This window comes from Flavobacterium notoginsengisoli (genome assembly GCF_014207905.1).
GTDB classification, from domain to species: domain Bacteria; phylum Bacteroidota; class Bacteroidia; order Flavobacteriales; family Flavobacteriaceae; genus Flavobacterium; species Flavobacterium notoginsengisoli_A.
In genome coordinates, this window is the sequence record NZ_JACHLB010000002.1 from 809143 (window position 1) to 832177 (window position 23035).

The following is a 23035-nucleotide window of genomic DNA, read 5'->3' on the forward strand; positions in this document are numbered from 1 at the left end:
GAATCCTGTTTAGTTATCGAATGATAAATTAACTATTTGCATCTTTTTTATTTAAATATATACAATAATGCAATTTTGCTATTATTTTAAAGAAAGAAAATAAAAACAAAAATTACTCAAAGCCATTGTGTTTAATAGTATAAATAAAAAATGGCGCCAATTGTCTTCAATTGGCGCCATTTGGCTGAGTGACCCCAAAAGGACAAATCACGCACCATTTTATGGAGGATTTGAAGAGATTGGCTTACTGGAAGTAGAGGCTGTCTTTCATTGGCTTTATGAATTTGGTTTGGATGTCCCGTTGGGGATTGATGGAATTCGTATCTAATCTTTAATAGGAGAGCTGCGAATTCTAACCTTAAGATTTAGTAATTGATTTAGAAGGAATATTATTTTTCAGAATAGTATGTGCAACGATTGTGTGATAAAACTAATAATTTAAAGAACTTTATCTAAGCTTTTTCAAGTGCTACGGATTTTGGAAATAAAATATTATTCTCAAGATGAATATGCTTGTGCAGGTCACGTTCAAATTCTTTAAGCATTGCAAAAGTTACTTTATAAGTATTGCAGGTATCTGCTGGAGCGGTATAATTTTTGGTTAATGCAGCAATTTTTTTAAAGCGTTGTCCTACTGTATCATGTTCTTCTTTAATTAAAAGTATTTGATTTTCAAGAGTTCCAAAGTGTGCTATCTCTAAAAATAATCCTTTCGCATGCGCCTCATTTATTTTTTTTATAAAAGGAAAAAGGATCTGTTCTTTTTTTCTCATATTAGCAGAGAGATCTAAGGCAGATTCAGTAAATAAAGTATTAATTTCAAAGAGGTCAGGATATGTTTCACCATGAAGAGTACATAATTCATTTAATAATTTAAGCAACACGGGTGTTTTTTCAGCCACATATCGATGATGTGTTTTTTCTATATAGTCTGCCAACAGATCCGATGACCATGATTTATAATTAAAAGATTGGTTGGCCGAATTATTTGTTGCACGATCAAGCTCCTCAATTAAAAGAGACTCCTCAATGCCTCGTTTTTTGCAGGCTTCTTTTAAGGTACGATGACCTTTATAACAAAAATCAATGCTATATTTTGAAAAAATTGCTGCCGTCCTAAAATCATCAGCTGCGATTTCGCCAATTGTGGTTTTGTTTGTTGTTTTCATAGGAAGTTATAAAGACTTAAGGTTATTAATTAGTATGAATGTTCTTTTTCAGGTTGGCATTGTTTAATAATAATTAAGGCCGTCGTTAGCATATTTGAGAAATCAATAAATGGAATTGTAATTTCATTTTTATCTATAAGATTTTCTGCTTCATTTTTTAGCATTTTTATTTTTAGCATTGCTAAATGCGTGTCGTGTTCATCGCTGGCATAAAATGAAGTTATAAGTTTCTGTAGTTCTTTTTTTAAAATTTGGTACGGTTCGTAGTTATTTTTAATATTTACGGTTGAAAATTTGGGAAGAAGGATTTTGGAAGAAAAAATAAATGCGGCAATAGTTTTATCAATGTTGTTGGATGCCTGATGAGCAAAAACCAAAGCTTCAAGAAGTGAATTAGATGCCAATCTATTTTTCCCATGTAATCCTGTCCGGGCACATTCACCAATGGCATATAAATTTTTGATTGTCGTAACACCGTTGCGGTCTACTTTAATACCACCACATTGGTAATGAGCCGCAGGAACAATTGGAACCAGATCTTTTTCCGGATATAAACCTATTGCATTGCAATGGGCGGAAATAGAAGGAAAATGTTTAAAAAAATCATCTTGATCTAAATGTCTACAATCCAGATATACATGTTTTTTTTGAGTTTCGAGCATTTCGATACTAATAGCACGGGAAACAATATCTCGGGTAGCTAGTTCACCTCTTAAATCGTATTTAAAAAGAAATCTTTTGTGTTCGTCGTTTATAATATAGGCTCCAAAACCTCTTACAGCTTCTGAAATTAAGAATAGCGGATTTTTATTCCCGGAAGCTAATGCTGTAGGGTGAAATTGCATGTATTGCATATCTTTGATTTCGACTCCTGCACGAGCCGCCATTGCAATTCCGTCATCAGTAGCAATTGCAGGATTGGTTGTGTTTTCAAAGAGTTGTCCGCAGCCACCTGTGCTAAGCACAATAGCTCTGGTACGTATATATTTTATTGCGTTATTGTTCTTATCATAAAAAAAAGCACCGGTGCAATTCACTTCATTGCGCTTTGTTTCAGTATTTAATTCTATGACCTGATGATTTTCTAAAAGTTCAATATTTGCTGTTTGAGTGATAATTGAAAGGAGCTTTTTTTCAATTTCTAATCCTGAACTGTCTTTATGATGTAGAATTCGATGTTGTGAATGGCCACCTTCTAGTCCTAAATCCCATTGGCCTTCCTTATTTTTATCAAATATGGCACCAAGTTCTATTAGTTCTTCTAATCTTTCGGGAGCTTGTTGAATAACCATTTTAACAATTTCTTCATCACAAAGTCCAGCGCCAGATTTCAGCGTATCTTTTATATGCTGTTCAAAACTATCTTTCAATTGATTGGTGACTACAGCTATTCCTCCTTGCGCAAGTTGCGTATTGGTGTTGTTAGCCTTTTCTTTTGTCATGATACAAATAGATAAATCGGGGCGTTTTCTTGCCGTTTTAATGGCAAAAAATAGTCCTGAAATACCAGAACCTACTATTAGAATGTCAGTCTTAGGCATATTTTTAGGTTTAAGAAAGTTTAAGATTTTTATGGGTTTGTGCGTTTCACGCTTCTCTTATTACATTTATTTTAATCCGCAACATTTGTTTTGTGATGTAGATAAGCTGTTTTAGGTGTATTTATCTTAATAAAGATTTGTTTACCAATTAGTCTTGTGTGGAAGGAGTCGGAATCAGCTTTTTATAAAATACTGCTTTTAAAGACTCGCACACGATTCCGACTTCTGTAGCCACAATGAAAACGGTAGTAGGGGCCCGTTTTAATAAATTAAATAATGACTTATGTCAACCAATATCAAGCTACCTTTAAAATATGAATTCATATTCTTGATGTGCAACATTTTTAGAGGTTCGGTATTTTTTGAATTTTCAAACATCTAAAGCACTAATAATACCGAGTTTTTTTTGAACATCACTCCTTAAATGTTCGCCAAAGATCATTTTTTATTTTAAGTACAAAACAAGTTGCTCAAGGCTTTGATTGAAAGAACATCTGGGAGTATATTCTCCCAGATGTTTCTATTTTAGTTTACTAACTTTTTTTTCTAAGGGTAAGGTCAAAGACAAACCAGCACAATGCCAATACTCCAAATCCGAAAATAGTATCGCCGATAGCCCTAAGCCATTTCAAGGTTACCATCGCTGGCTGCTGCATTAGTTCGGCCGAACGTGCATACCACATTCCGTGCTCGATACTTTCTATAGCTTGCCAAATTCCAACAGGAAGAAGACTCAATAAAGCCATAGCCAGCAATCCAATATTGGTAGACCAGAATATGAATTTCATTGCTTTTTCATTCCATATCTCATGTCTGTACAAACTGCGGAGCACAAATAGCATCAAACCAATTCCGAGCATTCCATAGACTCCAAATAAGGCAGTATGTCCATGCAAAGGCGTTGTGTTTAAGCCCTGAACGTAATATAAAGCAATAGGCGGATTAATGATAAAACCAAATACTCCGGCTCCTAAGAAATTCCAGAAAGCAACAGCAATCATAAAATAGATAGGCCATTTATAATCCTTGATCCATTGTGTTGATTTTGAAAGTTTGTAGTTATGGTAGGCTTCATACCCAATTAAAACCAGAGGCACAATCTCCAAAGCGCTAAAGGTTGCCCCAAGAGCCATCACAGCAGTTGGCGTTCCTGAGAAATAAAGATGATGAAATGTTCCTAAAATTCCTCCAGACATAAAAATGATAGTAGAGAAAATAACATTCAGCGTTGCTGTTTTTGTTTTTAACAGACCTAAACGAACAAATAAGAAAGCAATTACTACAGTAGCAAACACTTCAAAAAAGCCTTCTACCCATAGATGCACAACCCACCATCTCCAATATTCAGCAATTGCCAGATTGGTCTGTCTTCCCCACATTAGGCCAGCTGCATAGAAAGTAGCAATAGCGGTACATGAGATTAGGAACATTATGATAAGATTTCTTTCGCCTGTTTTTTTCTTCAGTACGGGAAGTAAAGGACGAACCATTAATGCCAGCCAAAGAAACAATCCTACAAGAAGGAATATTTGCCAGAATCGACCTAAATCTACATATTCGTAACCTTGATGACCAAACCAGAAGTTTTCTACCAAATTAAGTTTCTGCATTACCCCAAACCATTGTCCGGCCATTGAGCCTAATACAATTAGAATTAAAGCATAGAATAAAAAATCAACACCAAATGTTTGAAATTTTGGGTCTTTCCCTGCAACAGCCGGTGCAATGTATAATCCAGTTGCAAGCCAAGCGGTTGCTATCCAGAATATAGCCAGTTGAGTATGCCAGGTTCTTGTTACTGCGTAAGGCAGAATCTGATCCAGAGGAATACCAAAGAATCCGTTTCCTTCTACGCCGTAGTGTGCAGTAATGACCCCCATTACAACTTGCAATACAATTAAAAGACTTACGACCCAAAGATATTTTTTTATTCGAAACATCGAAGGTGTCATTCCTTGTTTTAATAGTGGATCCTGAACTGGTATTTCGAAATGCTCATCTTCGCCTGATCGCACATGATAAAAAATTAGAACACCGATGCAAAATAACAGCAGTATGATACTAACTCCTGACCATACAAGAAGATCTTTGGTAGCCACATTTCCAACTAATTCATCAGATGGCCAGTTGTGTGTGTATGAAATTTTCTGATTTGGTCTTTCTGTTACAGTTGCCCAGGTTGCCCAAAAGAAAAAAGCGTTCATTTTATGCATTCTTTCCGGATCTTTTATAGACATTTTTGGAATCGCATAATTATGGCGTAGTGTCTCAAATTTGGGATCATCCATAAACAACCCTTCATAATACTTACTCAAATAGGCTATGGCTTCAATCCTGTTTTGAGAAATGGTTATGATGCCAGTACTACTGTCGTAGGTGTTTTTGCGAACATCATTTTGTAGCCTGATTTTCATTGTGGCCTGCTGCTCTTCTGTCAGTTCTGCAAAAGTTTTTGCATATTCCTTCTCGGATAATTTATCCAAAATAAACACGGCTTCTCTATGCAGCCAGTCTGCAGTCCAGTCTGGCGCTACATAAGCACCATGTCCCCAAATAGTACCAACTTCCTGTCCACCCATACTTTGCCATACATTCTGCCCATCCTTAATTTCCTCAGCGGTAAAGATTACGTTGTTGTTTGGCCCGACTATTTCGGTTGGAATAGGAGGTGCTTCCTGATAGATCTCGTATCCGTAATATCCTAAGACAGAAAAAGAGATACTCATCACAAGTGCAAAACCTATCCACAGTTTTTTTTCCTTGCTCATTATAATGATTTTAGTTTTTTTATTAAAAAAATGCTTTATTCTACAATTAATTTTCCTTTCATCATCGATACATGTCCAGGGAAAGAACAGATAAAATCGTAAGTTCCTGGTTCGTCTATTGTAAACTCGATAACATCACTTTCGCCGCCGCCAATTATTTTTGTATGGGCAATTACTTTTGCTTTTTCAGATGCTGGTATGTAATCTGTGTCTTTAGCCTCTACAGCTTTAAGTGCAAAATCAGAAATATCAGTTCCAGGTTTTAGAATTACTAAATTATGTCCCATTGCGATTTTTTCCATCTTGCCGACATGTTTTAGTGTAAGGGTAATTTTTCCTGCGGGAGCTCTTAATTCAGTTACAGAATATTGCATTTGATCATTGCTCTCAATCTGAAGATCATTTGTAGCGACTGGGGTTTCGATCGGATTTTCTTCGTAAGTTTCTTCAGTTGTGGGTGTTGCAACTGTTTCTATGTCTTTTGAATCTTTTTTTCCGCATGAGAATAAACTGAAAATTGCAAAGGCTGCTACGAGGGTAATCTTGAAAGACTTTTTCATTGTTTTTGGTTTTTAAATGTTATTGAAATTTAATACTGTAAAAGTATGGCTAACGTTTTTTTTGGTTTATGATTCTAATCATAAAGGCGGATTAATTTTGCTTCAAATCTTAGTGAAAACTATAAGTAAGATTTATAAAAGCATTGCGTCCCATTCGTGGTATTTTGTTCCAGTCTGAAAAAGTAGCGTAATATTTATCAAAAATATTTTCAATACCTGTTTGCGCTTTTATTTTGCTTTGATTCCAATTAAAGCTATAACCTGCATTGATATTAAATATCAGGTAATCGGGTGTTTTGGTTTGCCCGTATACTTTTGCGAAGTCATTTTGTGCAAGATTTCCAGAGGCAAATATTCCCGCATTGATTTTTTCTTTTTTAAACTCTATTCCGGCATTATATCGGAGCGGACTTATAAATGGAAGGTTGTTTTCCTGATCATCTTTCCCCAGACTGTAGGCGATCTGTGTTTTTAAATTCCAGTTTTGCAAAAAGGAGTATTCAAGATTAAAATCAGTATTAAAAATTATAGCATAATTAATATCGTCGTAGATTTTTATACCCGATGCTCCAATCGTCATAGGCAGCGTGCCTGGGTCAATTTTTCCGATGATATAATCTGAGATATAGAAATACGAAGCCGTAATTTTAGACGTTAGCCTGCCATTTTTATAACCAAAAAAAAAGTTTCCTTCTACTGCTTTTTCATTTTTTAAATTTGGATTTCCTATATAATCGTAAAAATCATTGCTGTTATACAGATAAAAGCCATAGCCTTCAGAAACAGAAGGTGCTCTTTCGGCATAAGCCAAACCAAATCCAAATTCAAACTTACCAGTATTTTTGGTATAATTTCCGGAGAGGCTTTTTAAGGATCGGTTTTTTGTGGCATCCATTTCAGGATAAAAAATACGAAGGCTTTGTAGTCCAAAATCATTGGCTACTGTATTAGAATGAAAACCTAGATTAATGCTGATTCTAAGAATGGTTTCGGGTGAGATTGTAATAATATCTTCTAATGATAATCCGTTATATAGCGTTCGAACATCAGGCCAGGTGTACATAAACATCAGATTTTCAGTTGGATCAACAGGATACATTGTCATCTCGGCTACAGCCTTATTATAAAAAGAATTCAAATCGGCTAGAAATTCATGATTTTCGTGTTTTCCTTTTATTTTAGAATAAAAACCATAGGTGTCAGACCAGCCCGGCATATCCATATGAATAGAAATTGCTGGTCTTTTAGTATCATCCATTTTATGGGTCATGGTATTAAAATATCCTTTTGTTTCCCAACCAGAAATAACAGCAGAATCTGGAATGTACTTGTAACTCAATGAAATGATTTTAGCTTCTGCCAATAAAACATCCATTGGAAGCGCCGGATAGCCAACATTCACAGCTTTATCATAAATAATCGAAGTTTCGAGTACATTCTTCTTATCGATAAAATAGCCAGCATTTGCCGAAATATTGTACTTGGTAAATTGAGAAAAATTAATTTCTTTTTCGTTTCCCGCTTTGTAGTTTTCGGCATCACGATGCATAAAATCAACATACGCAAAAAAGGTACTGTCAGTATAACCTAAAGCGGCACCAATAATCTTTTGCTGGTTATTGCTTTCATAACCAGAAGATAAACTGCCATTCCAGCCGTTTTTTCTGTGTTTATATTGATTTCGTTTTAGATCTATCGAACCTCCAATCGTAGCGCCATGACAGCTGGCCTGCTGACCTGAGGCAACTGTTGCCTCAGATAAATTTGAAATCTCGACATAAGAAGTCACGGGATCCATTTTATCGGTACAGGCACCAAAAATCCGCATACCATCAATGGTAATTACAGTACGCTCGGTTGACATATTGTTAATCGTAGGTTCCCATGCATATGCACCTCTTTTAATCATATTCATTTTTGAAGAACCCATCAGATAATCTTCTACAGACGTTAACGATTTGGGCTGTTTAAGATGTAAAGGTGTTTTTCTTCCTATAACTATAATTTCATGGAGATTTTCAGCTGCAAGACTATCATTCTTTTTTTCCTGTGCCCAGCAAGCTGTCGAAAAGATAGCTAAAAGGACTACGGTTATATTTTTCATCATAAGATAATTGTAAGAAAGAGCCAGTCAAAACCATCTCTTTCTTGTTAGTATTCAATATTTAGAATTCGATTTCTAAGAAAAGACTGCTTGCAGGATTTTCTGTCGTTACAGGCTCTCCTTTAAGTACATTATCTGAAGCATTTAAAAGTTGAAGATTAATTTTCCAATAGCCAGTCATTGTCAAAGAAAGTTTTCCGTTGTAAAAGCCATCGGTTGTAGATTGTGTTAAATCGGTATTATTAGGCGAACCGTGATTACCCATGCTGGGCATTCTTGGATCCATTTTTATTTTGAAATTATTCACGACAGGAAACGTCATCATATCCTGCATTTTATAAACACCAACGCTAATAGCGTTCGTGGCTACTTTAGGATTTTGGGGAGCAACATAGGCAACCAAATAACGAATGCCATCAGTACCTGTAAAAGTACTTACAGTTTTTTTTGCAGATACCAGAACTTTAATAGTATCAGCAGCTGTGTAAGAAAAGGTATTTACAGTATATGTAATTGTAAGATCCCAGTATTCAGTATCATTTTGAGCCATTTGAAAGATAATGTCACCTTCATATAATGTTTGTTTGCCAGAAGTTTTCATTACTTCGGATTTTGGGCAAGAATGCTTCATTGTAACCATATGCATAAGAGGTGTCCAGTTTATTTTGGCATCCTGAATATAGCTGTTCGTCTTTTTGTCCTTAATTCTAAGTGTGATATGATTGTAACCCTGGAGTAAAATACCGCTTTGAGAATAAAGCTCTATAGTATGATTGTCATTGGATATTTCCTGAATTTTTTGCAGCCCGGTGATTTCATCAATTGGAATCTGAGTGGAGGTATTATCATCTGAGGAGCATGAGAACAGAGAAATGGACAGCACTAAAATGGCTATGTGTTTTAAAATTTTCATTTGAATATTAATTTAAATTATGGATGTAAGGCTTCTGTCGAATGCAAATCCGAAGGAGAAGAAATTAGATAAGCGAAAAATTAATACTTGAAAATGGGGGGATGGAATACAAAGTAAGTGTTCAGATAAACGTAAAGATTTTTATATCGTGAGTTTATTTCTAAGATGACTTTTTGGTTGTTTTGAAAATTAAAAACGGGAATGTTTTCAAAGTATAGCAAAATAGTTTCAGTGATTTCAACTTTTTTCTCACTCGAGGAAGGTGTTTCATTTTTTAAGGCTTTTGCCAGCTCTTTCTTCAAATGGCATTTGCCATTACACTCTAGTTTAGGAGTATCCCTGTTTTCGCATAATTCTGCAGAAATATAATTGTAATTCAGTGCGTAATCCAAGATTGGAAATAGCGGTCTGAACAATACTGCAAAAAGGAATATGTAAATACAAAATTTCATTACCTGTATTTTGAAAGTACGAAGGTATCATGATCTTTTTTTTCATGTTATGATTGTGATCATACTTTATGTAATACAAGTTTTGGAATTTTGCTCTAAAGTTTAACAAATTAAAAACCTTAGTAATGAACAGATTATTTTTATTAACGATGTTTGGTTCTTTCTTGCTCGTATCGTGTGGGAAAGAAAAATCGAATACAGATCAGGATTTTTCAACTCCTACAGCTACAGAAAAAACAGCCGACGCCGAATCATACGATCCTAAACGAGGCTTGGGAAAATTTTCTACAGTTGAAGTTGGTACTTCCTTAGATCAGCCACTGGCTGAAAAAGGATTAAAAGTGGCCGAAGTAAAATGTACATCCTGTCACAAAACTACAGATGAAAAATTGGTAGGGCCTGGATGGAAAGGCGTTACAGGACGCAGAACTCCTCAATGGATTATGAATTTTATTACCAATCCTGATCCTATGATTGATAAAGATCCTGAATTGCAGGCTCAATTAGAACTCTGTATGATTCGTATGCCTAATCAAGGTCTGACCGATGATGAGGCCAGAAGTATTCTTGAATACATGCGCCAGAACGACGGCGTGAAATAACCAGAATAAAAAATTCAAATTCAAATGAGAATGTTATGAAAAATAAATTATTAAAATCAGTTTTTGCCGTTGCGTTAGGCTGTGCCTTCTTTGTTTCCTGCAAGCCCAAGGATTCCAGCGATACTGTCGATGGAGATGCTGCGCAAAAAGTTTACGTTGCTCCAGGTAAGTATGATGAGTTCTACAATTTTGTATCTGGTGGTTTCAGCGGTCAGGTAAGTGTTTATGGACTTCCTAGCGGTAGATTGTTAAGGGTTATGCCGGTGTTCTCAGAAGATCCACAAAGTGGCTATGGTTACAGTGAAGAAACAAAAGCCATGTTGAATACTTCGCATGGTTATGTGCCATGGGATGATCAGCATCATTTAGATTTATCTCAAACCAATGGAGAAGTTGACGGGCGCTGGCTTTTTGCCAATGCCAATAATACGCCAAGGATTGCACGTATTGACCTGAAAACTTTTAAAACAGCTGAGATAATCGAGCTTCCAAATTGTGGAGGAAACCATTCTTCTCCTTTTATCACGCAAAACACAGAGTATATTGTGGGGGCAAGCCGTTTTAGCGTTCCCGCAGATAATGACGATGGAGATGTACCCATTAATACATATAAGAAAAACTTTAAAGGACACCTTAGTTTTGTAAAAGTGGGTAAAGAAGGAGAGTTGGATCTTGCTTTTCAGATCGTAACTCCGGGTGTTAATTTTGATCTTAGTCATCCGGGGAAAAAAGAATCTCACGGTTGGTTCTTTTTCTCCTGTTACAACACTGAGCAGGCCAATACCCTGCTTGAGGTAAACGCTTCTAAAAATGATAAGGATTTTATCATGGCCGTCAATTGGAAAAAAGCTGAAGAGTATATTAAAGCTGGAAAAGGAAAACGTGTACCGGCAAATTATGTTCATAATACCTGGGATGAGAAAACCCAAACGGCTAAATCTGAAATCAAGAAAGAAGTATTGATTCTGGATGCTGCTGAACTGAAAGATATCTGTTATATGATTCCCTGTCCTAAATCTCCACACGGGTGTGATATTGATCCAACTGGTGAATATATTGTTGGAAGTGGAAAACTAGCAGCCCTTATTCCTGTATTTAGTTTTACGAAACTGAAAAATGCTATTGCCAAAAAACAATTTGATGGTAGTTATGCAGGAATTCCTGTGATTAAGTATGAGGCCGCTCTTCATGGCGAAGTTCAAAAACCGGGTTTAGGACCACTACATACCGAATTTGACGGAAAAGGGAATGCCTATACTACAATGTTTGTTTCTTCTGAAGTAGTAAAATGGAGCATAAAAGATTTAAAAGTTTTAGATAGAAAAGCCACCTATTATTCTCCAGGGCATTTAATGATTCCGGGAGGCAATACAGAGAAACCATTTGGAAAATATATGGTGGTTTATAATAAAATCACTAAAGACCGCTTTTTACCAACTGGCCCGGAATTAGCGCAAAGTGCACAATTATTTGACATTAGCGGGGATAAAATGAAGCTTTTATTGGATTATCCAACCATTGGAGAACCTCATTATGCGCAAGGTATTCCAGCTGATAAAATACGCAATAACGGTCAATTGAAATATTACAAAATGGCAGATAATCTGCATCCTTACGTTGCCAGAGGTGAAAAAGAAACCAAAGTGGTCCGAGAGGGAAAAAAAGTACATGTTTATATGACTTGTATACGTTCGCATTTTGCTCCCGATAATATTGAAGGTATACGAGTAGGGGATGAAGTTTATTTCCACGTTACCAATTTGGAACAGGATTGGGACGTTCCTCACGGATTTGCTATTAAAGGGGCAAATACTGCTGAGTTGCTGATCATGCCCGGAGAAACGATTACACTAAAATGGGTTCCTCAGAAAAAAGGAATTTTTCCATTTTATTGCACGGATTTCTGCAGTGCACTTCATCAGGAAATGCAGGGTTATGTTAGAGTTTCACCTGCAGGAAGTAATGTGCCAATTACGTATAGTTTGGGTACGAATTTACCAAAGGAATAACTAATAACCAGTGAAGGGGACAAAGTTTTCTTTGTTCCCTTTTTATTTGAATCATCATGAAAAATAAAATACTTTCAATTTTTTCAAGAGCAGTACTTTTTGTGTGTGGCTTTCTGTTAATAGGGTCCATTTTTGTTCCCATGTGGAAAATTGAACTGACAGCTCCACAATATCCTGAAGGTTTGGTTTTAAAACTTCATGCCACAAAAATTGCAGGAGATGTAGATATTATCAACGGATTGAATCATTATATAGGTATGAAAACACTTCATACCGAAGATTTTATCGAGTTTAAAATCCTGCCTTACATTTTAGGATTGTTTGGCATCATTGCTTTAAGCTGCTCTTTTTATGCTAAGCGAAATTCCTTGTATATATTGTTTTGTTCTTTTGTGCTTTTCGGAGTTTTAGCTGCTATTGATTTTTACCGGTGGAATTACGACTATGGCCATAATTTAGACCCGAATGCTGCCATACGGGTTCCAGGTATGGCATACCAGCCTCCATTACTGGGCTATAAACAGTTGCTGAATTTTGGCGCTTATTCTATACCTGATATAGGTGGATGGATGCTCATTACAGTTGGTGTCTTGCTTTTTCTGGCTATAATTAAAGAGAGGAAATCAGCTTTAGGATTTAATAAATTTTTTAGCGTTTTAATTATTGCTTCTTTTCTTTTTTCATGTTCAGGAGATAGACCAATTTCCATCAAAATAAATACAGACAATTGTGATTATTGTAAAATGGGAATAAGTGACGGTAAATATGGCTCAGAAATTATTACCCAAAAAGGCCGGGCATATAAGTTTGATGATATTGCCTGTATGGTCAACTATTGTAAAGAACATTCAGATATGAAGGTTAAGAGTTATTATGTACATGATTATACAAAGGAAAATGAACTAATTCAGGCAGAAAAAGCTTTTTTTATTTCAGGCGGCACAATAAAAAGTCCGATGCATGGTAACATTGCGGCATTCTCGACTGAAAGCCAATCACAAGCATTTGGAGCAGAATCAAAGGGAACAGAGATACAATGGGCGTCAATTTTAGAAAAATAATTTTGGGACGAAAATGCTAATTACAATCAATTAAACATGAAAATACTTCTCTGTCTTTGCTTCTCATTTTTTTTTACCTGTCTTCATTCTCAAAAGATTGAAGTAGGAAAAAATAGAGCCATAAAAACCATAAAAAAAGCTATACAACTGGCCAATCCCGGCGATACGGTGTTGGTTTACAAAGGTGTTTATAGAGAAGGAAACATAGTGATAGATAAAAAAATAATACTGCAGGGAATTGGCTTTCCTATCCTCGATGGCCAAAAAAAATATGAAGTGGTTTCTATCAAAGCTGATAGTGTAACCATTGCAGGTTTTAAAGTCATAAATTCAGGGTATGCCTCCCTGAATGATCCCTGCGGTATTAAAATATATAACAAAACAGGGGTTACCATAAAAGAAAATATTCTGGAGAATAATTTTTTTGGTATTTATGTTCAAAAAGGAATTGGCTGTATTATAAAAAATAACACAATAAAAGCCCATCAAAAACAAGAGCAGCGTATTGGGAATGGCATTCATTGCTGGAAAAGTGAAAACCTGCAAATTGTCGGAAACCAAGTCTCAGGACATCGGGACGGGATTTACTTTGAATTTGTGTCTAATTCTATTATTTGGAGGAACATCTCAAAGAGTAATATTCGATACGGACTTCATTTTATGTTTTCTAATGATGATTCGTACATCTCCAATGTGTTTAAAAATAATGGGGCAGGAGTGGCAGTCATGTTTACCAAAAATGTAAAAATGTTCCATAATTATTTTGCAGAAAACTGGGGAGATGCCGCGTATGGTTTATTGCTAAAAGAAATTTCTGATAGTTACATCATAGGAAACAAATTCATCAGAAATACTTCGGGAATTTATATGGAAGGAACCAGCCGGGTAGCCCTCTCAAAAAATATTTTTAGAGATAACGGGTGGGGAATGAAAATTCAGGCAAGCTGTATGGAAAACGAAATTTCCTTTAATAATTTTATCGCCAATACATTTGATATAAGCACCAATGGCAGTTTAGTTCTTAACCATTTCAATAATAATTATTGGGATAAATATGAAGGTTATGACCTTAATAAGGACGGAATTGGAGATGTACCTTTTCACCCTTTGAGCCTTTTTGCAGTGCTTACAGAAAACAATCCCTCTGCAATGTTATTATTCAGGAGCTTTATGATTACGCTTCTTGATAAGTCAGAAAAGATTCTGCCAAGTATTACCCCGGATAATTTTGTTGACCAAACCCCCGAAATGAAATCTCTTGTGTTATGATTACTTTACAAAATATAAACAAAAAATTTGGCAAGCTTCAGGTATTGCAAAATGTAAACCTGAAATTTAACGCAGGTGAGTGCATTGCACTTATTGGTCCAAATGGTTGCGGAAAAACGACCTTGATAAAATCCATCCTGGGAATGGTTTTACCGGACAGCGGTGATATTTTATTCAATAAAGAATCTATTCTTAGAAAGTTTGAATATAGAAATAATATTGGCTATATGCCTCAGATAGGCCGCTATCCAGATCATATGACTATTGGACAAATTATTGCCATGATCAAGCAAATCAGGAATTCGAAAGACATTCTGGATGAAGATTTAGTTAAAGCTTTTAAACTTGATAAGATGGATGATAAACAAATGCGCACGCTTTCCGGCGGAACAACCCAAAAAGTAAGTGCAACATTAGCCTTTCTTTTTAACCCTGACGTCCTTATACTTGATGAGCCAACTGCAGGATTGGATCCCCTGGCATCAGAAATCCTGAAGGAGAAAATTATTAAAGAAAAGGAAAAAGGAAAATTAATTTTGATTACCTCTCATTTGTTAAGCGAACTTGACGATATGATTACCCAGATTATTTTTATGCAGGATGGTAAAGTGCATTTTCATAGAAATATAAACGAACTGCTTGAATCAACGGGTGAAATCAAAATTTCAAAAGCCATATCTAAAATTTTAAAGCAAAAGAGTCATGAACAGGATCATTAAAATTGTATTGTTGGATATTCTTAAAAATAAAATCGTTCTGAGTTACACTTTTGTTTTGGCCTTGCTCTCCTGGGGATCTTTTGGCCTTGAAGACAATTCTGCTAAAGGGCTGTTGACAATTTTGAATGTAATTTTATTTACAGTTCCATTAGTTTCGATACTTTTTTCGACGATATATATTTATAACAGTTCTGAATTTATTGAACTGTTACTCAGCCAGCCATTAAGGCGAAAAAAAATATGGATCAGTTTATTTGCCGGGCTTTCCATTGCAATGATTTTGGCTTTTTTGCTGGGTGCGGGAATCCCCCTTGTAATTAATGCGCCTGATGCTTCAGGTGTTATGATGCTTTTGTCAGGATGTTTAATCTCGGCTGTTTTTGTGTCTTTAGCTTTTTTGAGCTGTATTTTGACTCGTGATAAAGCAAAAGGAATTGGTGTAGCGATTATGTTTTGGATGTATTTTGCAATACTATTTGACGCTTTGGTTTTATTTCTGTTGTTTCAGTTTGCCGAGTATCCTATTGAAGAGGCAATGGTGGGGGTAACGGCCCTGAGCCCAATAGATCTTGCACGTATTCAGATTCTCTTACATCTTGATCAGTCAGCTATGATGGGTTACACAGGCGCAATTTTTAAAGATTTTTTTGGGACAACTATTGGATTGATTATCTCTTTTTTTCTATTGATTTTATGGATTGCGATACCTTTTTTTATTTCAGTCAGAAAATTTAATAAAAAAGATCTTTAACAATTAATATTTAATACTCAATTATGAAGGAGAAGATAAAAACAGATATTAAAAACAGACAGGATATCAAAATATTGGTTGATGCTTTTTATGGTAAGGTTCAGACAGATGCTACTATCGGATATTTATTTACCAAAGTGGCGAATGTTAATTGGGAAAAACATCTTCCAATTATGTATGATTTTTGGGATAATATCCTTTTTCATTCCGGAAATTTTGAAGGAAACCCGATGATGAAGCATCGGATTTTAAATCAGAAAAGCCCCTTAACTGAAACTCATTTTAAACATTGGAATAAGTTGTGGAAAAAAACTGTTGATGATTTATTTGAAGGACCAAAAGCATCAGAAGTAAAGATTAGGGCTCAGAGTATTTCGAAAATGATGATGAATAAAGTAGTAAAATAAAGTGATAAAGTAAAAAACGGGCGCTCGAAGAGCGCCCGTTTTTAAATTAAATGCTATTAGAGCTGAATTAATAATTTTCATTTAACCTCCACAAAGAAAGAAAAATATTTAAAAAAGATATATGATCTGAATCATATATTAAAGTATTTAAGAAATTTCAATAAAATATTTTATGATCTATAATTTCTATTTTTTTTTTCTTGTTCATAATAGAAATTGTCCGAATGACCGTCTCAACGCGCAAACCAGTAAAATCTGCAATTTCCTGACGGGTATACTGAATTTTCAGTCTTTGATTTGGGGGAATATTCTGCTGTTTTTTTAAATTATCGAGAAAATACTGTACCCGGTACTCAGGTTTATGATTAATTATATTTTTTGAAAATACTATTTTATTGTAAATTCTCCAGGCAAAGACTTTTAATATTTTCGATTGGATTTTTGGATTTTCTTCAAGAAGTAAAAAGAAGTTGGCTTTTGAAAGTTTTAAGAGCACACAATCGGTCTGTGCTACTGCTGAGGCTGGATAAGGCTGATCAATAAAGAGGGGCGGTTCGCCAAAACTGCTTCCATTTTCAAAAATTCCTACTGTCAGGTCTTTTCCGTCTTCATTGGTATAGGTCATTTTTACAGTCCCTTCAAGAATCTGATAGAAGTATAGGGGAGGATCATTTTCGTAAAATATGATACAGTTTTTGGGTGTTTTTTTTGCAACAGCGCCCCAAGTGAATAGCAAATCTGTATCAATATCCATTTTTTCTAAAGTTATATGTATTTATAAATGATGCGAAATATTTCATCGCTTGAAGACAGCGCCTGCGGTTATTATTGATTTTCATGAAAGCGGAGGTATATGTTTTAAGCAAAGAAAAGAAATCAGGTATAAAAAAAACATGATAAATATTAGGTTTTGAAAGTTTTGTTGAAGCTAGAATAGGTGTTAAATTAAAGATTTATAAAAAGATATTTTTAATTTAAACTGGTAGCTAATCTTTTGGAAGTCATTGTGTAATCTGAAGTGTTATGATATTTATCATATTACAAAAGCAGTATACTTCGGATATTTGTAATGCATTAGAATGGTAATAGCTAAAAAGATTCATTTCAATTAAAAAAAGTTCTATTTCATTTTCTTCCTAATTTCTAAAATTAAAATTATGTCAAAGTCTTTAATTCAAAAATATAATGTTCCAGGTCCCAGATATACCAGTTATCCAACTGTTCCGTACTGGAATGAAATACTTTTTTCAATAGAGGCATGGAAGATTTCTTTTCAAAAATCATTCTTGGAGAGCAATTCACAAAATGGGATTAGCCTATATATTCATTTGCCTTTTTGTGAAAGTTTGTGCACTTTTTGCGGATGCAACAAACGAATTACTAAAAATCATTCAGTAGAAGAAAAATACATCATGGCTGTTTTAAAAGAATGGAGTATTTACTGTGGACTGTCTTCTGAAAGACCAATCATAAAAGAAATTCATCTGGGAGGTGGAACTCCGACTTTTTTCTCATCAGAAAATTTAGAAAATCTTATAAACGGTATTTTTAGGTTAGCTGATAAAGCTGAAAATCATGAGTTCAGTTTTGAAGGACATCCCAACAATACGACTTATGAGCAGCTTAAAAAATTATATAATCTAGGGTTTCGCAGAGTAAGTTTTGGTGTTCAGGACTATGCGGAAAAAGTCCAGAAAGCCATTCACAGGATTCAGCCATTTCACAATGTGGCAAAAGTCACCTTTTGGGCAAAAGAAATTGGTTATACCTCAATAGGACACGATATTATTTTTGGATTGCCTTTTCAAACAATTGAAAACATTGTGGACACCATCGAAAAAACAAATTCTTTAAAACCAGATCGATTGGCTTTTTACAGCTATGCGCATACGCCCTGGATCAAAGGAAATGGACAACGTGGATTCAATGAGGCAGATCTTCCAAAAGATGTAGAAAAAAGAAAATTATATGAGACAGGAAAAAACCTGCTTTCTCAAAACGGATATCACGAAATTGGGATGGATCACTTTGCTTTAGCTTCGGATAGTTTATATAAGGCTGGTCATACTGGGGAATTGCATCGCAATTTTATGGGATATAGCTCGTCAAAAACCCAGTTAATGATTGGATTGGGAGTTTCAGCTATCAGTGATAGTTGGTACAGTTTTGCTCAAAATACAAAGAGATTGGAAGAATATTATCAACTTTTGGAGTGCGACAAACTGCCTGTTGTCAAAGGACATATTCTTGATAATGAGGATTTAATTATTCGAAAACATATTCTCAATTTAACCTGTCAATTTGAAACTTCGTGGAATGATAAAGCTTTTTATTTTGACGAATTACCAAGTGTTTTGTCCGATTTAAAGGAAATGGTAAATGATAATCTGGTAACTATTGAAGAAAATAGAATCAAGATCACAGATGCAGGGAGACCTTTCGTCCGTAATATTTGTATGGCTTTCGATTTGCATTTGAAAAGAAAATCTCCCGAAACTAATCTTTTTTCAATGACAGTCTAAACGATTAATAGAATTCCTTGCACAAATTGACTCTGAAATTTTCTAGGTATGCTAATTATTAAACATGATATCCTGGCAGGGTTGATTCTTTTAACTACTTTCTGGATTTAAGATCACATCGATATGCCAGTAGCCACTGTATCAATCTTTCAAGAATAATTTTGCTGGAAAAGAAAATTATTCAAATTTTTCAAGTAATGTAGTGTAGTAACTCTAATTATTCTACTTTTGCAGCAAAAAATTACTATGAATAAATGCGATAAATGTATTGTAAGACAGCTTAGTGCATTGAAAGCACTAAACAAAGAGCAAATCATACAATTGGCAAATAGTAAAAGCACTCAGGTAATTAAAAAAGGGGAGGCTATAATAGAGGAAGGAGAAGTAATTAATGGGGTTTTCTGTATAAAAGATGGTATTGGAAAACTTTCTAAATTAAGTGCCAATGGAAGGGACCAAATTGTTAAACTTGTAAAGTCAGGTGAACTTCTGGGGCAACGTTCAATGATCAGCAATGAACCTGCAAACTTGTCGGCTACAGCAATTGCTGATATGGAAGTTTGTTTCATTCCAAAATCTGAAATCATTCAATTTTTTAATAATAACAATCAGTTTTCAATGAACTTAATGCAGTCTGTTTGTGATGATTTGAAACATGCTGATGATCATACTGTGGATATGGTCCAGAAAACTGTTAAGGAAAGACTGGCTGAAAAGTTATTATATCTTAGTGACACCTTTGGTGTAAATGCTGATCAATCCTTAAAAGTGCAATTATCAAGAGAGGAACTGGCCGGAATGATCGGTACAGCCACCGAGAGTTGCATCCGATTGCTTTCTGAGTTTAAAAAATCAGGGTTGATCGAATTAAAAGGAAAGCTGATTTTTTTAAAGGATATTAAGGGATTAAAAAGAGAAGCCAGCTAACATCATCATTTGGATAATTCCAGCATTCTTTCAATAGGGACAAACGCTTTTTTCATTATATCAGCAGGAACTTTAATTTCAGGCGTTTCATTAAGCAAACAGTCATGTAATTTTTGTAACGTATTTACTTTCATGTAGCCACATTGGCTGCAGGCACAAGTGTTGTCTTCGTTTGAAGGTGCCGGTATCAATATTTTATCAGGAACTTCCAGTTTCATTTTATGAAGAATTCCCACTTCTGTAGCCACAATAAATTTGGTGCCCGGATTGGTTTTAACATATTCAATCATTCCTGCTGTCGAACCAATATAGCTGGCTGTTTTTAAAATATGGGTTTCAGATTCAGGATGGGCAATAATTTGCGCATCTGGATTTTGTTTGTACAATTCAATTAATTTATCAAATGAAAATGCTTCATGAACCACACATGCACCGTCCCAAAGCAACATTTCCCTGCCTTTTTGTTCCATTACATATTTTCCCAAATTTTTATCGGGAGCAAAAATAATGGGTTTGTCTTTCGGTATAGAATTGACGATTTTAACGGCATTAGAAGAAGTTACCACAATGTCAGTTAAAGCTTTAACCTCTGCAGAACAATTCACATATGTAATAACAATGTGGTCTGGATGGGCTTGGGTAAATTGTTGAAATAAATTGGCGGGACAAGAGTCAGCCAACGAGCAGCCTGCATTCAAATCAGGAAGAATAACTTTTTTACCTGGATTTAAAATTTTTGCAGTCTCAGCCATAAAATGTACTCCTGCAAAAACAATTATATCAGCATGCACCTGCATTGCTTCTTGTGACAATCCCAGGCTGTCGCCCACATAATCTGAAACATCCTGAATATCGGATTCCTGATAGTAATGTGCCAGAATAACTGCATTCTTCTCTTTTTTTAGTTTCAGTATTCGCTCTTTAAGGTTTTTCATTATTAAATTATTTTTAATTATTCTCTTTTGTTTTAAAACAAAAGATTTGATGCTGATACTTATGTTGGGTTTTTAAAATCGGTAAGTTTTTTGAAAATTAAGTTTTGTTCGTTTTTCGGAAAATCCAATCAAACAAAGCTTTTATTATGACACTAAAATTAATACCTAAGGAAGGTCTCTCCCGATTTAATACCCAAAGCCAATTCTTCAAGATTGGTATTTTCAAGCGTGAAAACCAAATCGTTTCGAATAGATATAAATTTATCGTGCATCGGACAAGGATGGTCTTCAGAACAATTACTTAATCCTAATGCGCAACCGGTCAAAATGCGATCGCCATCCAAAGAATTGACTATTTGCGCTAATGTAATTTCTTTCATATTCTCTTTGGAAATTTCAAAACCTCCGCCCACTCCTTTTATAGATTTAATAATATTGTCTCTCGATAGGATTTGAAGAATTTTGGCTGTAAAAGCCTCCGGAGAATCGATTTTTTTGGCAATTTCTTTCAAGCCGATGCGATTGTCCTGATAGGATTGAAAAGCAATAAAAATAGCTGCACGAATGCCATATTCACATGTTTTAGAGAACATAATCTTTTTTTTGTAATGTATAAATCATATAAATCAAAGCCCGCCATAACGCACAAAAGATCCAAAAACAACCATCAAAACCCCAATTATGGTAACTGATAGAATATGAAAGGTCATTTCAGGCAACTTCTCAGCACCTTTTTCTAGCTTTGGCAACACTCTAAATTGCGCACTCAAAGCAAAAAGAACCGTCAATAATAACAGAGCTAATTTTGTTGAAACAACTTTTTCTATAGGTGTCTCGAACTGAAACCCATATTCGATGCTAACACCATATTTATAGGCCATTAAAATTCCGGTAATGACCAGCAAAACCAGAGCAGTCATGCCAACAGGTTCATACTTTCTTTCATAATCGAGAATTATATTCTGATTTTTTTCTTTTAATGCTTGTGGCAAAAAACCAAAGACAAGCAACAAATGACCACCAACCCAAATGGTGGCACTCAAAAGATGGATGATTAACAATAAATGGTGGCTCATATAGTTTTAGGTTTTAGTTTCACAATTTTAACAGATAGCATTATAAGGCCTGCTGGCATAAAAATACTGGATAAGAATAGATTTTGATAATAATTCGGTAAACTACCTTTACCCAAGAAAAACCAAATGCCCTGAAGAAACAAAAGAATTTCAGTTGTAAAAAATCCGAATAAAAAAATTGCGATTCCCCATGTTTGAATACGGTTTCTCGAATTTAAAAAATCATTTTGTAATGCAAATCCAAACAGGAAACCTGTAATAATTCCCAACATGGTCAAGTGAATGTATCCAATGACAAAATTACGAATCTGATGGGATACATGTGCCAATTCCGGAAACAAAACCACCAGTTGAATAAAGACTTTTAAAGCCAATGAAAACAAAGCAAAACCATAAACTATTTTTGTGATCGTTGGTAAAACAGCAAAAAAGGACTGAAACTGCGGGCGGATAAATTGTATAAAAAGTACCGCAGCATATAGCTGAAGCATTACTCCAAGAGCATTTAACCAATAAAAAATCGGGTTAGGCAAATACCAACTTACCGGCAAAGCCAATGTTAAAAAAGTAGAAGCAACAAATAAATTATAAAATATCCTGAATTTTTTAGCTTCAATAATAAGTTTTGCCTGTTTGAAAAACAAAGCCAAAATGGCAAACAGGAACCAGCCATTAAATTGAAAATGAAGAAAAAACTGAATCGCAATTTGATAAAGAGCGCTTGCTTTACCTAACAATGAAACTGCAGGACCCAGGCACCAGACACCCAAAGTAGAAAAAATCATGAAAAACAAAGCCGCACGAAGCAGCTTTCTTTCAGCCAGAGTTGTTGGATTGGCATCCTTTATAATTAAATAACAAAAATAGTAGCTGCAAAAAATATGCAAAGTCGAAAAAAGAATAGAAACAAAAGCATATCCTTGAGCAGGAAAATCAATCATCATTCCGACTACGGCCAGTTCTGTTGTCCAAAATAATTGGTTGTAGATGGGTTTTTGCTGTTTTTCTTTTGGAACAAAAAAATGAAAAATCAAACAGTACAACATCATATAGACCCAGCCTAACATCGCCACGTGTGAATGGCCGTGCATTAAAAACTGAAAATTGACTCCGGTGATCGGTGAAACATACATCCATCGAAGCAACAGTCCCATCAATGAAGCGATGAAAAAATTAGAAAAAGTACAGAGTAACCAACTCTTCTTCATGATTTTATAAAGGATTTAATTCTTGATGCTTAAAAGTGTGTT

21 protein-coding genes are annotated in these 23035 nt (G+C 35.0%); 10 read left to right on the forward strand and 11 right to left on the reverse strand.

Annotation, left to right across the window (positions count from 1 at the left end):
- Positions 1–160: 160 nt before the first annotated feature.
- A complete protein-coding gene (locus HNP35_RS10455) occupies positions 161–328 on the forward strand; it encodes a hypothetical protein (RefSeq protein ID WP_184161178.1) in 168 nt (55 codons plus the stop codon).
- Between the two features lie 124 nt (positions 329–452).
- Here the strand turns inward: HNP35_RS10455 and ric are convergent, their stop codons facing one another.
- The 6 genes from ric to HNP35_RS10485 all read right to left on the reverse strand — a co-directional run bounded on the left by ric (position 453) and on the right by HNP35_RS10485 (position 9055).
- A complete protein-coding gene (ric, locus tag HNP35_RS10460; RefSeq protein WP_056205606.1) occupies positions 453–1169 on the reverse strand; it encodes an iron-sulfur cluster repair di-iron protein in 717 nt (238 codons plus the stop codon).
- Between the two features lie 29 nt (positions 1170–1198).
- Positions 1199–2710 carry an L-aspartate oxidase gene (gene nadB / locus HNP35_RS10465; protein WP_184161181.1) on the reverse strand — a complete coding sequence of 504 codons (1512 nt, stop codon included), beginning with the start codon at positions 2708–2710 and terminating at the stop codon, positions 1199–1201.
- 533 nt (positions 2711–3243) lie between these two features.
- On the reverse strand, positions 3244–5478 hold the full coding sequence (locus tag HNP35_RS10470) for a nitric-oxide reductase large subunit (protein WP_179006578.1): 2235 nt from the start codon (positions 5476–5478) through the stop codon (positions 3244–3246).
- Between the two features lie 35 nt (positions 5479–5513).
- Entirely contained in the window at positions 5514–6038 is a 525-nt protein-coding gene (gene azu / locus HNP35_RS10475; RefSeq protein ID WP_179006579.1) for an azurin, read from the reverse strand.
- 109 nt (positions 6039–6147) lie between these two features.
- Positions 6148–8145 carry a TonB-dependent receptor gene (locus HNP35_RS10480; RefSeq protein ID WP_246453443.1) on the reverse strand — a complete coding sequence of 666 codons (1998 nt, stop codon included), beginning with the start codon at positions 8143–8145 and terminating at the stop codon, positions 6148–6150.
- A gap of 58 nt (positions 8146–8203) precedes the next feature.
- Complete coding sequence (locus tag HNP35_RS10485) at positions 8204–9055, reverse strand: FixH family protein (protein ID WP_056205597.1); 852 nt, start codon at positions 9053–9055, stop codon at positions 8204–8206.
- A gap of 577 nt (positions 9056–9632) precedes the next feature.
- On the opposite strand from HNP35_RS10485, the gene HNP35_RS10490 reads away from it, so the two are divergent.
- Genes HNP35_RS10490 through HNP35_RS10520 form a run of 7 tightly spaced genes read left to right on the forward strand, consistent with a single transcriptional unit; the run spans position 9633 to position 16325 of the window.
- The gene (locus tag HNP35_RS10490) at positions 9633–10109 is read left to right on the forward strand and encodes a c-type cytochrome (RefSeq protein ID WP_056205596.1); all 477 of its coding nucleotides are present in this window, start codon (positions 9633–9635) and stop codon (positions 10107–10109) included.
- Between the two features lie 35 nt (positions 10110–10144).
- Positions 10145–12118, forward strand: a complete 1974-nt coding sequence (nosZ, locus tag HNP35_RS10495) for a Sec-dependent nitrous-oxide reductase (RefSeq protein WP_131423942.1) — start codon at positions 10145–10147, stop codon at positions 12116–12118.
- 56 nt (positions 12119–12174) lie between these two features.
- On the forward strand, positions 12175–13179 hold the full coding sequence (locus tag HNP35_RS10500) for a nitrous oxide reductase accessory protein NosL (protein WP_056205592.1): 1005 nt from the start codon (positions 12175–12177) through the stop codon (positions 13177–13179).
- Between the two features lie 36 nt (positions 13180–13215).
- Positions 13216–14448, forward strand: a complete 1233-nt coding sequence (locus HNP35_RS10505) for a nitrous oxide reductase family maturation protein NosD (RefSeq protein WP_056205590.1) — start codon at positions 13216–13218, stop codon at positions 14446–14448.
- Positions 14445–15167: an ABC transporter ATP-binding protein gene (locus HNP35_RS10510; protein ID WP_056205589.1), complete on the forward strand. Its 723-nt coding sequence runs from the start codon at positions 14445–14447 to the stop codon at positions 15165–15167. Before HNP35_RS10505 ends, HNP35_RS10510 begins: the two co-directional genes overlap by 4 nt.
- Positions 15151–15918 carry an ABC transporter permease subunit gene (locus HNP35_RS10515; RefSeq protein WP_056205588.1) on the forward strand — a complete coding sequence of 256 codons (768 nt, stop codon included), beginning with the start codon at positions 15151–15153 and terminating at the stop codon, positions 15916–15918. The genes HNP35_RS10510 and HNP35_RS10515 overlap by 17 nt, the downstream gene beginning before the upstream one ends.
- Positions 15919–15941: 23 nt before the next feature.
- Complete coding sequence (locus HNP35_RS10520; protein ID WP_056205587.1) at positions 15942–16325, forward strand: group III truncated hemoglobin; 384 nt, start codon at positions 15942–15944, stop codon at positions 16323–16325.
- 157 nt (positions 16326–16482) lie between these two features.
- Here the strand turns inward: HNP35_RS10520 and HNP35_RS10525 are convergent, their stop codons facing one another.
- Positions 16483–17079: a Crp/Fnr family transcriptional regulator gene (locus tag HNP35_RS10525; protein ID WP_056205585.1), complete on the reverse strand. Its 597-nt coding sequence runs from the start codon at positions 17077–17079 to the stop codon at positions 16483–16485.
- Between the two features lie 403 nt (positions 17080–17482).
- On the opposite strand from HNP35_RS10525, the gene hemN reads away from it, so the two are divergent.
- Positions 17483–18847, forward strand: coding sequence for an oxygen-independent coproporphyrinogen III oxidase (hemN, locus tag HNP35_RS10530; protein ID WP_184161184.1), 1365 nt, complete (start codon positions 17483–17485; stop codon positions 18845–18847).
- A 246-nt stretch (positions 18848–19093) separates the two neighbouring features.
- Entirely contained in the window at positions 19094–19774 is a 681-nt protein-coding gene (locus HNP35_RS10535; protein ID WP_184161276.1) for a Crp/Fnr family transcriptional regulator, read from the forward strand.
- Between the two features lie 5 nt (positions 19775–19779).
- Here the strand turns inward: HNP35_RS10535 and nadA are convergent, their stop codons facing one another.
- From nadA to HNP35_RS10555, 4 genes are all read right to left on the reverse strand, one after another.
- Positions 19780–20709, reverse strand: coding sequence for a quinolinate synthase NadA (gene nadA / locus HNP35_RS10540; protein ID WP_184161187.1), 930 nt, complete (start codon positions 20707–20709; stop codon positions 19780–19782).
- Between the two features lie 158 nt (positions 20710–20867).
- Positions 20868–21302, reverse strand: coding sequence for an RrF2 family transcriptional regulator (locus HNP35_RS10545; protein WP_179006589.1), 435 nt, complete (start codon positions 21300–21302; stop codon positions 20868–20870).
- A gap of 33 nt (positions 21303–21335) precedes the next feature.
- A complete protein-coding gene (locus HNP35_RS10550; RefSeq protein WP_184161190.1) occupies positions 21336–21785 on the reverse strand; it encodes a CopD family protein in 450 nt (149 codons plus the stop codon).
- The gene (locus HNP35_RS10555) at positions 21782–22993 is read right to left on the reverse strand and encodes a hypothetical protein (RefSeq protein ID WP_184161193.1); all 1212 of its coding nucleotides are present in this window, start codon (positions 22991–22993) and stop codon (positions 21782–21784) included. Before HNP35_RS10555 ends, HNP35_RS10550 begins: the two co-directional genes overlap by 4 nt.
- Positions 22994–23035: the final 42 nt, after the last annotated feature.

Bases quoted from the DNA above. Each gene is read 5' to 3' on its own strand.
- HNP35_RS10535 (WP_184161276.1), top strand. From the start codon at position 19,094: ATGAATAAATGCGATAAATGTATTGTAAGACAGCTTAGTGCATTGAAA.
- HNP35_RS10525 (WP_056205585.1), bottom strand. From the start codon at position 17,079: ATGGATATTGATACAGATTTGCTATTCACTTGGGGCGCTGTTGCAAAA.
- nadB (WP_184161181.1), bottom strand. From the start codon at position 2,710: ATGCCTAAGACTGACATTCTAATAGTAGGTTCTGGTATTTCAGGACTA.
- nosZ (WP_131423942.1), top strand. From the start codon at position 10,145: ATGAAAAATAAATTATTAAAATCAGTTTTTGCCGTTGCGTTAGGCTGT.
- HNP35_RS10485 (WP_056205597.1), bottom strand. From the start codon at position 9,055: ATGAAAATTTTAAAACACATAGCCATTTTAGTGCTGTCCATTTCTCTG.
- ric (WP_056205606.1), bottom strand. From the start codon at position 1,169: ATGAAAACAACAAACAAAACCACAATTGGCGAAATCGCAGCTGATGAT.
- HNP35_RS10520 (WP_056205587.1), top strand. From the start codon at position 15,942: ATGAAGGAGAAGATAAAAACAGATATTAAAAACAGACAGGATATCAAA.
- HNP35_RS10545 (WP_179006589.1), bottom strand. From the start codon at position 21,302: ATGTTCTCTAAAACATGTGAATATGGCATTCGTGCAGCTATTTTTATT.
- azu (WP_179006579.1), bottom strand. From the start codon at position 6,038: ATGAAAAAGTCTTTCAAGATTACCCTCGTAGCAGCCTTTGCAATTTTC.
- HNP35_RS10500 (WP_056205592.1), top strand. From the start codon at position 12,175: ATGAAAAATAAAATACTTTCAATTTTTTCAAGAGCAGTACTTTTTGTG.
- HNP35_RS10490 (WP_056205596.1), top strand. From the start codon at position 9,633: ATGAACAGATTATTTTTATTAACGATGTTTGGTTCTTTCTTGCTCGTA.
- HNP35_RS10555 (WP_184161193.1), bottom strand. From the start codon at position 22,993: ATGAAGAAGAGTTGGTTACTCTGTACTTTTTCTAATTTTTTCATCGCT.
- HNP35_RS10510 (WP_056205589.1), top strand. From the start codon at position 14,445: ATGATTACTTTACAAAATATAAACAAAAAATTTGGCAAGCTTCAGGTA.
- HNP35_RS10515 (WP_056205588.1), top strand. From the start codon at position 15,151: ATGAACAGGATCATTAAAATTGTATTGTTGGATATTCTTAAAAATAAA.
- HNP35_RS10550 (WP_184161190.1), bottom strand. From the start codon at position 21,785: ATGAGCCACCATTTATTGTTAATCATCCATCTTTTGAGTGCCACCATT.
- HNP35_RS10480 (WP_246453443.1), bottom strand. From the start codon at position 8,145: ATGATGAAAAATATAACCGTAGTCCTTTTAGCTATCTTTTCGACAGCT.
- hemN (WP_184161184.1), top strand. From the start codon at position 17,483: ATGTCAAAGTCTTTAATTCAAAAATATAATGTTCCAGGTCCCAGATAT.
- HNP35_RS10470 (WP_179006578.1), bottom strand. From the start codon at position 5,478: ATGAGCAAGGAAAAAAAACTGTGGATAGGTTTTGCACTTGTGATGAGT.
- nadA (WP_184161187.1), bottom strand. From the start codon at position 20,709: ATGAAAAACCTTAAAGAGCGAATACTGAAACTAAAAAAAGAGAAGAAT.
- HNP35_RS10505 (WP_056205590.1), top strand. From the start codon at position 13,216: ATGAAAATACTTCTCTGTCTTTGCTTCTCATTTTTTTTTACCTGTCTT.